At 49.1% G+C, this 8,554-nt stretch carries 11 protein-coding genes and 1 pseudogene; 11 read left to right on the forward strand and 1 reads right to left on the reverse strand.

Annotated elements, in window-relative coordinates; genetic code table 11:
- A partial coding sequence (locus AC1WIP_RS07160; protein ID WP_481141205.1) for a C39 family peptidase occupies nucleotides 1–737 on the forward strand: 737 nt, incomplete at its 5' end.
- 33 nt (nucleotides 738–770) lie between these two features.
- On the opposite strand, the gene AC1WIP_RS07165 is transcribed toward AC1WIP_RS07160, so the two are convergent.
- Nucleotides 771–1,301 (reverse strand): ECF transporter S component, encoded by a 531-nt coding sequence (locus tag AC1WIP_RS07165; protein WP_481141206.1) that lies wholly within the window; start codon nucleotides 1,299–1,301, stop codon nucleotides 771–773.
- A gap of 264 nt (nucleotides 1,302–1,565) precedes the next feature.
- On the opposite strand from AC1WIP_RS07165, the gene AC1WIP_RS07170 reads away from it, so the two are divergent.
- The 10 genes and pseudogenes from AC1WIP_RS07170 (at nucleotide 1,566) to AC1WIP_RS07215 (ending at nucleotide 8,360) form a co-directional block, all read left to right on the forward strand.
- Nucleotides 1,566–2,003: a DUF3842 family protein gene (locus tag AC1WIP_RS07170; RefSeq protein ID WP_481141214.1), complete on the forward strand. Its 438-nt coding sequence runs from the start codon at nucleotides 1,566–1,568 to the stop codon at nucleotides 2,001–2,003.
- Nucleotides 1,991–2,662 (forward strand): uridine kinase family protein, encoded by a 672-nt coding sequence (locus AC1WIP_RS07175; RefSeq protein WP_481141207.1) that lies wholly within the window; start codon nucleotides 1,991–1,993, stop codon nucleotides 2,660–2,662. Before AC1WIP_RS07170 ends, AC1WIP_RS07175 begins: the two co-directional genes overlap by 13 nt.
- A 13-nt stretch (nucleotides 2,663–2,675) precedes the next feature.
- Nucleotides 2,676–3,185, forward strand: coding sequence for a YqeG family HAD IIIA-type phosphatase (locus AC1WIP_RS07180; protein ID WP_481141208.1), 510 nt, complete (start codon nucleotides 2,676–2,678; stop codon nucleotides 3,183–3,185).
- Nucleotides 3,182–4,054: a shikimate dehydrogenase gene (gene aroE / locus AC1WIP_RS07185; RefSeq protein ID WP_481141209.1), complete on the forward strand. Its 873-nt coding sequence runs from the start codon at nucleotides 3,182–3,184 to the stop codon at nucleotides 4,052–4,054. The genes AC1WIP_RS07180 and aroE overlap by 4 nt, the downstream gene beginning before the upstream one ends.
- 83 nt (nucleotides 4,055–4,137) lie before the next feature.
- A pseudogene (locus AC1WIP_RS07190) lies at nucleotides 4,138–4,500 on the forward strand (shikimate kinase); the annotation flags it as partial.
- A 90-nt stretch (nucleotides 4,501–4,590) separates the two neighbouring features.
- Complete coding sequence (gene aroQ, locus AC1WIP_RS07195) at nucleotides 4,591–5,031, forward strand: type II 3-dehydroquinate dehydratase (protein ID WP_481141215.1); 441 nt, start codon at nucleotides 4,591–4,593, stop codon at nucleotides 5,029–5,031.
- Nucleotides 5,032–5,155: 124 nt separating this feature from the next.
- Nucleotides 5,156–5,641 carry a sigma-70 family RNA polymerase sigma factor gene (locus AC1WIP_RS07200; protein ID WP_481141210.1) on the forward strand — a complete coding sequence of 162 codons (486 nt, stop codon included), beginning with the start codon at nucleotides 5,156–5,158 and terminating at the stop codon, nucleotides 5,639–5,641.
- A 24-nt stretch (nucleotides 5,642–5,665) separates the two neighbouring features.
- Nucleotides 5,666–6,592, forward strand: coding sequence for an RsiV family protein (locus tag AC1WIP_RS07205; RefSeq protein WP_481141211.1), 927 nt, complete (start codon nucleotides 5,666–5,668; stop codon nucleotides 6,590–6,592).
- A gap of 97 nt (nucleotides 6,593–6,689) precedes the next feature.
- Complete coding sequence (efp, locus tag AC1WIP_RS07210) at nucleotides 6,690–7,247, forward strand: elongation factor P (RefSeq protein WP_481141212.1); 558 nt, start codon at nucleotides 6,690–6,692, stop codon at nucleotides 7,245–7,247.
- 207 nt (nucleotides 7,248–7,454) lie between these two features.
- On the forward strand, nucleotides 7,455–8,360 hold the full coding sequence (locus AC1WIP_RS07215; RefSeq protein WP_481141213.1) for a DUF5688 family protein: 906 nt from the start codon (nucleotides 7,455–7,457) through the stop codon (nucleotides 8,358–8,360).
- The last annotated feature ends 194 nt before the right edge of the window (nucleotides 8,361–8,554 follow it).

Raw genomic sequence — 8,554 nt, forward strand, 5'->3', positions numbered from 1 at the left:
GGGTTTTGGGGCGGCTTGTGTGGGAAACGGGGCTGGGGGAGGAGCTGAGTGCTTTCACAAAGCTTTCCTGGCCCTTTGGAAGCAAAGAAGAACAGGAACAACTGGAGCAGATTTATGCGAAAGAGGACAGCTATCCGCCGGAGCTTTTAGAAGCCCTGGGAAAAAATCCGGAGCTGCTTTCCTTTGTGGAGGGATATCTTTCCTCCGACGGCAGTGTGACGGGAGGACTGACAGAGGAAGAGCTGTCCCAGGATTTCCCGCTGCTTTTGCAGTATGACGCCCGCTGGGGATATGCGCCCTATGGGGACAATAATATTGCACTGTCGGGCTGTGCGCCCACTTGTCTTTCTATGGTGGTTACAGCCCTTCGAAAAAATGGGGACGCGCCTCCCAATGTAGTGGCTGATTATGCTATGGAAAGGGGCTATTATCAGGACGGTGTGGGCACCATGTGGAGCCTGATGACGGAAGGAGCGCCGGATTTTGGCGTCCGGGGAGAGGAGATCGGGCTGGGTAAAAACCTGATTTTTGCAAGATTAGAGGAAGGTTCACCCATTATCTGCAGTATGCGCCCCGGGGATTTCACTACAACAGGACATTTTATTGTGCTGGTGGGGATACAGGATGGAAAGATTGTGGTAAATGACCCCTACAGCAGGGAGCGCAGTGAAAAGCTGTGGGATTATGAAACTCTGGAGTATCAGATCAAAAATCTGTGGGCATTCAGTCTTTTGTGACAGACATGCCCATGTTCTTAGCTCCTCATGTGATTAAGCTTCGATAAGTCTGGCCTTTTTCAGGGCAAGATAAATTGCCGGAATCAGAATCAGCTGTAATATGATGCCCGGAAGGGTGCCGATAAAATAGGAGGATGCCCACAGGCCGAAGGAATAATTTCCGGCGGAGAAAAAGAGAGCCCTGGCTGCACCGGCGATGACGCGGCCCACAAGCATGGCGGCGATGAGACTGAGGTAAAGGTTCAGGGTGAGGCTTTTTGTATGGATAAGCTTCATGAGCAGCCCGGAGAGGAAGCCGTAGACCGCCAGCTCCAAAATCATGGAGGGGAGGATGGCCATGCCGGGCATTCCTGTGAGCACGCTTGACAGTACAGGCCCTAAAATGCCGCATAAAAGCCCGAAGGGCCAGCCGCACACCAAACCGCATAAAAGAACGGGAAGGTGCATGGGGGACAGCAGGGTGCCGGCGTTTGGAATCGCATGCAGCGCTGTGGGAAGTACAATGCAGAGCGCAATGCACATGGCTGTGATCACTGATTTTCTTGCAAGGGTCAGCTTGTTCATATAATTTCTCCATTCTGCGCCGCTCTTTGTCAAAAGGAATGCTGTGTCCGGCGGCGCTTAGACACAAAAAAAGCCACGAAAACCAAGCTCTTTTTCGAAAGAGCACAAGCCTTCGTGGCGTTTTTCATTCCTGTTTATTCTATCTTTTATCATACACGGTCAGAAGAATTTGTCAATATTTTGTTGAAAAGAACCATGGTTTAGTGCTATAAATGGAAAAGAAGGATGAAAGAAAAGGATGAAAAGGTGTTGAAGCAGGTGTGTATGAAAATTATGATTGTGGATGGACAGGGCGGCGGCGTGGGCCGGTGTCTGGTGGAGGCTCTGGAAGCGAAGCTGCCAAAGGCCAGGCTGTTGGCGGTGGGCACCAATGCGGCCGCTACGGCTAATATGATGAAGGGTGGAAATGTGGAAGGCGCCACAGGGGAAAACGCAGTAGTGGTAAACAGCAGGAAGGCAGATGTGATCGTGGGTCCGATGGGAATCGTGATGGCGGACGCTATGCTGGGAGAGATTACCCCCAAGATGGCCCAGGCCATAGCCGAAAGCAGCGCAAGACTGTACCTCATTCCCATGCAGAAATGTCATGCTAAAATTGTGGGTCATGAAAGCCGCAGACTGTCGGAATATATTGAGGAGGCTGTGAAGCTGATTGCAGCAGAGAAAGAGGAGAACCCAGGGAGGCAGCCATGGGGACGATAAGTGCGCAGGAAAACATAGAGCAGGAAAATATAAAACAGAATCTGAAACGAATTTTGGACGTGATAAATGCCCGTTCCCAGGAAGTGTATGTGGCTGCCATAGACGGCCGCTGCGCGTCGGGAAAGACCACGCTTGCCAAAGCCCTGGCAAAGGAGACAGGGGCTGGAGTGATTCACATGGATGATTTTTTTCTGCCAGAAGAGCTTCGGACCAAGGAACGGCTTTCCAGCCCCGGCGGGAATGTGCACTATGAAAGGTTCCGGGAGGAGGTGCTGGAAAACCTAAAGGGAAAAAGGGACTTTTCCTACAGAGCCTTTGACTGTAAAACAATGACCCTTGGAGAAAACCGCACAGTGACGGGAGGAGGGCTTTATATTGTGGAGGGAGCCTACAGCTGCCATCCCAAGCTGGGAGACTATATGAATCTTCGGATTTTTTCCAATGTCAGCAGGGAGGTTCAGCGAAGCCGTATACTGCAAAGGGGAGGAGAGGCGGCTCTGGAAAGCTTTACCAGACGGTGGATTCCCATGGAGGAGGCTTATTTTGAGGCATTTTCCATTCCTCAGAGGGCCGACCTTTTGATTGACAGTACGCCTCTTACTTGCTATCATAATGTTTGTTATCACGATAATAGGCATTATGATAAATACAGAAATTAAAGGTGGTTTCAATATGCTGGAACGGTTTTATCCGGACAACGAGGCGGACTCAGCCTATGTGATCGACTATGAGCGGCTGTATGAAAAGGGCTGCCGGGGCCTTATTTTTGATATAGACAATACGCTGGTGCCCCACGGCGCACCGGCGGATCAAAGGGCTGTGGAGCTGTTTGCAAGATTGAGGGGCCTGGGGCTGAAAACCCTTCTGCTTTCCAACAACAAGGAGCCCAGGGTCAAAAGCTTCAGTGCCCAGGTGGGTGCGGACTATATTTTTAAGGCGGGAAAGCCTGGAAAAGAGGGGTATCTGCGGGCCATGGAACGGATGGGCACCAATCCCGGACAGACCGTTTTTGTAGGGGATCAGCTTTTTACCGATGTGTGGGGGGCAAAGAGGGCTGGAATCGAGACTTATCTGGTAAAGCCCATTCACCCCAAGGAGGAAATTCAGATTATCCTAAAGCGCAGACTGGAAAAAATTGTGCTTTATTTTTACCATAGAAAAAAGGAGGAGCGTACGTCATGACGAAGATCAACGGCTTTACCAGAACCTGCGGGCTTTTGGGAAACCCTGTGGAGCATACCTTGTCTCCGGTGATTCATAACTTTCTGGCCTGTAAGACAGGGGAAAATCTGGTGTATGTGCCCTTCCTTGTGCCTTCGGGAATGGCGGGAGATGCAGTGCGGGGAGCATACGCCTTAAATCTTAAGGGATTGAATGTGACGGTTCCCTATAAGACCCAGGTAATTCCTTTTCTAAAGGAGCTGGACGGCCTTGCAAAGCAGATTGGAGCTGTGAACACGCTGGTGCGGTGCGAAGGAGGCTTCAAAGGATATAACACGGACATGCCGGGACTCTACAGAGCTATGTGCCGGGACGGCGTAAAAATAGAAGGGGAAAAGGTGCTTATCCTGGGGGCGGGAGGCGTTGCCAGGGCTGTGGCCATGCTGTTGGCCGAAAAGGGCGCCGGGCGTATTGTCATATTGAACAGAACCAAGGAGCATGGAGAGGAAATCGCCCGTACCGTTAACGGATTTATGGGAAAGGACAAGGTTTTTGCCATGGGTCTTTCTGACTATAGAAGCCTTCCGGGGGACGAGAGGTATCTGTGCATACAGGCCACCAATGTGGGAATGTACCCGAAGAACGGGCAGGCAGTCATTGAGGCAGAGGACTTTTACCAGAGAGTGCATACGGGGTATGACCTGATTTTCAATCCTGCTGTCACAAGGTTTATGGAATTGACAAAGGCTGCGGGAGGAAAGGCGTACAATGGTTCCCGGATGCTGCTTTACCAGGGAATCATCGCTTATGAGCTCTGGACCGGAATACAGATCGGAGAAGAGCTGGCAGATGGGGCCTTTGAGAAAATGATGGAGGCAATGAACCAATGAACCGGGGGAAAAACGTAATTCTGATCGGCTTTATGGGCTGCGGGAAAACCACGGTGGGCCTGAAGCTGTCCTACAGGCTCCGCATGCCGGTGGAGGATACGGATAAGCTGATAGAGAGAAAAGAAGGAAGAAGCATCAGCGAGATTTTTGAGAAGGAAGGGGAGGCGGCCTTTCGCAGGATGGAGACGGCTCTTTTAGAGGAGCTTAGGGAACGAAGCGGCGCCAGGATTCTCTCCACAGGGGGAGGGATGCCTGTCAATCCGGCAAACAGAAGTCTTTTGCGCCAGTGCGGAACGGTGGTTTATTTAAAAATCAGCCCCCAGTTAGTCTATGAAAGACTCAAGGGAGACAAAACCAGACCGCTGCTTCAGGGGGAGGACCCCCTTTCAAGGATCAGGGCCTTGATGGAGGAACGAAGGGCATCCTACGAGGCATGCGCTCATATTACGATTCCGGTGGACGGACGGGAAATAGAGGAAATTCTGGACCAGATTCAGCAGAAGCTGAAGGATTTTGAGAAAGAAGGGATGAAAAGAATGAAGCTGTTGGTGATAAACGGCCCCAATTTGAACTTTTTGGGAATCCGGGAGAAAAATGTATATGGAACCCAGGACTACCAGTATCTGCTAAAGCTTCTGCAGGATAAGGGAGAAAAGACAGGAAGCGAGATTACAGTGTTTCAGAGCAATCATGAGGGGGCTATTATTGACAGGATACAGGAGGCATATTTTGATGGAACGGAAGGAATCGTGATCAATCCGGGAGCTTATACCCATTACAGCTATGCCATCCGCGACGCTTTGGCAAGCGTGTCTATTCCGAAGGTGGAGGTACATATTTCGGATATCACAAAGAGAGAGGAATTCAGAAAAACCTCCGTCACGGCGCCGGTCTGCCAGAAGCAGATTTACGGACAGGGACTGGAGGGATACCTTACGGCCATTGACTTTCTTCTGCATTTTAACGAAGAGGGCTGATTCTTCCGGCAGCTGCCGCTGTAGAAAAGCGGCAGCTGCCGGAAATTTTTTATAAAGGGGAAACTTTTTCTTTTACAGAAATGTCTAATCATCAGAGAACAAAAGAAGGAGGTGTGCCAGCAGTATGCTTTTTCCGGAAAAAGGCAGAAAAGAACAGAAGGTGGAGGAAATTCTGCTCCATAATTATAACAGCTATTTCCGGCTGGCTTACAGCTATGTGCGCAATGAGGCGGACGCCGGAGATATTGTACAGGATGGCGCTTATAAAGCAATACTTCACAGCGGCTCCTTGAGAAATGTGGAATATGCGTCAACCTGGGTGTACCGGATCATGCTCAATGAGATATTCCGGTTTTTGAAGAAGGAAAAACAGCTGTCTTATGAGGAACAGACCAGAGAAGAAGGAAGAGAGGATGTTTATAGTGACTTTGATCTGTACAAAGCCCTGAACGGCCTTCCAGGAGAGGATAAAGCCGTGATCCAGCTGAAGTATTTCGAGGACATGAAGCTGAGTGAAATTGCAGAGGTATTGGGCGAGAATGTGAATACCGTAAAAAGCCGTTTGTATAGAGGGCTGAAAAAGCTGAGGCTGGAGCTGTCGGACAACTGACAAAAAAGAGAGGAGGCGCGGCGTATGGAAAGAAATAAGAGCGACTATGAGAAGATAGAAGAAATGAAAAATGAGTATCAGGAGCACAGTATGACGACGCAGCAGGTAGCGTCCTTAAAGAAACGGATAGAGGAAGCAAAGCGCAAAAAGAGAAGAGACAAAAGGGTTCGTATGGCAAGGGCCGGGGCAGCTGCGGCGGCAGCTCTGGCGCTGTTTATTGTGCTGCCAAACACCTCCCAAAGCGTTGCCCACGCCATGAGCACAATTCCCATTGTAGGAAGACTGGTGGAGGTTGTAACCTTCCGAGACTATCAGTATGAGGATGATAGAAATGAAGCGGATATTACCGTCCCTGAGCTGGTGGCGGATGCGGAGAGCCTGCCGGAGGAAAGTGCAAAACAGGAGACGCTCAAAAAGACAACGGAGGAGATCAATGGGGAAATCAGAGAGCTGACAGACCGTTATGTTGCGGAGTTTGAGGCCGGTCTGAAAGAGGAGCAGGGCTATCAGAATGTGATGGTAACCTCTGAGGTAGTAAGCACCAGTGAGGATTATTTTACCTTGAAGCTGATCTGCTACCAGGGAGCGGGAAGCGGAATGGAGTGGAATTATTTTTATACCATTGATCTGAACACGGGAGAACGCCTGCAGCTTGCGGATCTTTTTACGGAGGGAGCGGATTATATTACGCCCATCAGTGAAAATATCAAGACGCAGATGAGAGAGCAGATGGCGGCGGACGAATCGGTGATGTACTGGGTAGATGAAGAAGATGTGCCGGAAGGGGTGGAGGACTTCAGCTTCCATGCCATTACGCAGGAGACCTCCTTTTACCTGAATGAGAACGGCAATATTGTGATCTGCTTTAACGAAGGGGATGTGGCGCCCATGTATATGGGAACAGTGGAGTTTGTCATTCCCAATGAAGCGGTGGCCTCAATCCGAAGATAAGAATTGAACAAATTTTTCAAAAACAGTTGAAAAATGCGCGTCCATATATTAAACTAGTAGAGAATTATAACGTGAAAATTTAGGAGGACTGTAAACTATGATTTCTGCAGGTGATTTCAGAAACGGTATTACGATTGAATTAGATAATAATGTGTATCAGATTATTGAATTTCAGCACGTAAAACCCGGAAAGGGCGCAGCATTTGTGAGAACGAAGCTGAAGAACATAAAGAGCGGCGGTGTGGTTGAGAAAACCTTCAGACCCACTGAAAAATGCCCTCAGGCACGGATTGACAGAAAGGATATGCAGTATCTGTATGAGGACGGTGATCTGTACTATTTCATGGATACGGAGACCTATGATCAGATTGCGTTAAACAGTGAGACCGTAGGAGATGCGCTGAAGTTTGTAAAAGAAAACGAGATGTGCAAGGTATGTTCCCACAATGGGAGCGTTTTCTCCGTGGAGCCCCCTTTGTTTGTGGAGCTTGAGATTACCGAAACGGAGCCTGGCTTTAAGGGAGATACCGCTACAGGCGCTTCCAAGCCGGCAACGGTGGAAACCGGAGCGACGGTTTCCGTGCCTCTTTTTGTGGAGCAGGGGGACAAGATTAAGATTGACACCAGAACAGGAGAATACCTGTCCCGCGTATAATCTGCCGCATTGGATTTTTCTGTCATTGGCTTGTGAGACAACAGGCAGGCGCTGCCAAGCCTTCCTGTTGTCTTTTTTAACATAGGGATACCTCCAAAGAGGAGTATCCATTGTTTGTGAATAAGGGGAAAATTTCTCCATATTGTTCGGACATCTGTCATATGAGGGCGGCAAAGCCTCTGCTATGGAGAAATTACGGAGGAGCATATGGAAATCAAAGAATTTGCACAGTATGTGCAGCGGCAGGTCGAGGAAATTCTGGGCGCGGAATATAAGGTTAAAATTCAGGAAGTACGCAAAAACAATGACGTGATCATGCAGGGAATGACCATTTTATCGGAACAGAACAATATATGTCCCACCATCTATCTGGAGGAGCTTTGGGAGGCGTATAACAATGGGATTTCTCTTTCTGAAATCATAGAGAATGTTGTACGCATTTATAAACAGGATATGCGTGGGAAAAATCTGAACATGGCGTTTTTTAAAAGCTTTGAGCGGGTGCGGGACAGAATCTGTTACCGCCTGATTTCGGCAGAAAAAAACAGGAAGCTGTTGGAGGATATTCCTTATATTCCCCATTTGGATATGGCGGTGAGCTTTTATTACGCCTATCAGGGGGATGATTTGGGCATGGGAACCATTCTGGTGCATAATTCTCATATGGAAATGTGGCAGACCACTGTGGAGGAGCTTTTTTTGCTGGCCCAGGAAAATACCCCCAGACTGTTTCCATGGGTGAGCAGCTCTATAGATGAAATTATGCAGGAGTGCGGTGAAAAACAGGATCAGGAGGAAGCTGCCCGCAGGTCCCTTTATGAGAAAATGCCCTTCCGGGTGCTTACAAATAGACAGCGGGCATTTGGCGCCGCCTGTATGCTTTATCCCGGGGTTTTGGAGGAGCTGGCAGAGAAAGAGCAGGCTGATTTTTTCATTCTGCCAAGCTCGGTGCATGAGGTGATACTGCTGGCAGACAAAGGCGGGGACTGGGGCCGGAGGCTGAAAGAAATGGTAGAGGAGATCAACGGATCTCAAACGGAGCCTGAAGAAATTTTGTCTGACAGCCTCTATTACTATGACCGCACCGAAAAGAGCATAAAAGTCATTTCCTAAGACAGATCATTTTTTACAGAAAACTGCTGCGGATGTACCGGAAGTAAGCCGGGTTCATTCTTACTCCGGCATCGTCCGCAGTAAAACCTTTACCAGCGTCCATTCTCCGTGGACGCTTTCTATTTGCAGTCCGTAGGCGTTGCCATATACATTCTTGATGCGTTTGTTGATGTTGTAGAGTCCCACGCCGGTGT

It is taken from the genome of Acetatifactor sp., from assembly GCF_982438285.1.

Excerpts from the sequence above, each read along its gene's own strand:
- AC1WIP_RS07165 (WP_481141206.1), bottom strand. The coding sequence starts at position 1,301 with ATGAACAAGCTGACCCTTGCAAGAAAATCAGTGATCACAGCCATGTGC.
- AC1WIP_RS07170 (WP_481141214.1), top strand. The coding sequence starts at position 1,566 with ATGAAAATTATGATTGTGGATGGACAGGGCGGCGGCGTGGGCCGGTGT.
- AC1WIP_RS07175 (WP_481141207.1), top strand. The coding sequence starts at position 1,991 with ATGGGGACGATAAGTGCGCAGGAAAACATAGAGCAGGAAAATATAAAA.
- AC1WIP_RS07180 (WP_481141208.1), top strand. The coding sequence starts at position 2,676 with ATGCTGGAACGGTTTTATCCGGACAACGAGGCGGACTCAGCCTATGTG.
- aroE (WP_481141209.1), top strand. The coding sequence starts at position 3,182 with ATGACGAAGATCAACGGCTTTACCAGAACCTGCGGGCTTTTGGGAAAC.
- aroQ (WP_481141215.1), top strand. The coding sequence starts at position 4,591 with ATGAAGCTGTTGGTGATAAACGGCCCCAATTTGAACTTTTTGGGAATC.
- AC1WIP_RS07200 (WP_481141210.1), top strand. The coding sequence starts at position 5,156 with ATGCTTTTTCCGGAAAAAGGCAGAAAAGAACAGAAGGTGGAGGAAATT.
- AC1WIP_RS07205 (WP_481141211.1), top strand. The coding sequence starts at position 5,666 with ATGGAAAGAAATAAGAGCGACTATGAGAAGATAGAAGAAATGAAAAAT.
- efp (WP_481141212.1), top strand. The coding sequence starts at position 6,690 with ATGATTTCTGCAGGTGATTTCAGAAACGGTATTACGATTGAATTAGAT.
- AC1WIP_RS07215 (WP_481141213.1), top strand. The coding sequence starts at position 7,455 with ATGGAAATCAAAGAATTTGCACAGTATGTGCAGCGGCAGGTCGAGGAA.